Source organism: Bartonella sp. MR168JLCBS (assembly GCF_042194175.1).
Genome location: NZ_JBHIMP010000422.1, coordinates 325 through 674 on the forward strand (window position 1 = coordinate 325; position 350 = coordinate 674).

Here is a 350-nt window from a genome sequence, read left to right on the forward strand (position 1 = left end):
CATCCTTCTTCCTTAAGCCGTTGTGCCGCCGCATAACGATTGGATGATATAGCAACAAAAGCGTGTCGTGCAAGTAAAAGTGCCTCATCTCCAACATCGCGTGCATTGTCAAATTGCTCATTTATAAGATGGACTCCCTTAACCGCCCCACCATAACCACGCGATACAACACCAGGCAGAAAACCAAGCTCTTTAGCCACTTTAGCAAAAGCAATAACAACAGGGGTTTTACCCGCACCACCACATGTAAAATTGCCAATACACAAAACAGGAAGATCAATAACGGGGAGCTCCCTTGCCATACAGCGATGTGAAAAATAACCATAAACCCACGAAACTGGAGTTAATAA

1 protein-coding gene is annotated in these 350 nt (G+C 44.6%); it reads right to left on the reverse strand.

Annotated features, from left to right (window positions below):
- Positions 1 to 350, reverse strand: a 350-nt coding sequence (locus tag ACFIK8_RS11745; RefSeq protein ID WP_375669528.1) for a tetraacyldisaccharide 4'-kinase, incomplete at both ends; no start/stop codon positions are given.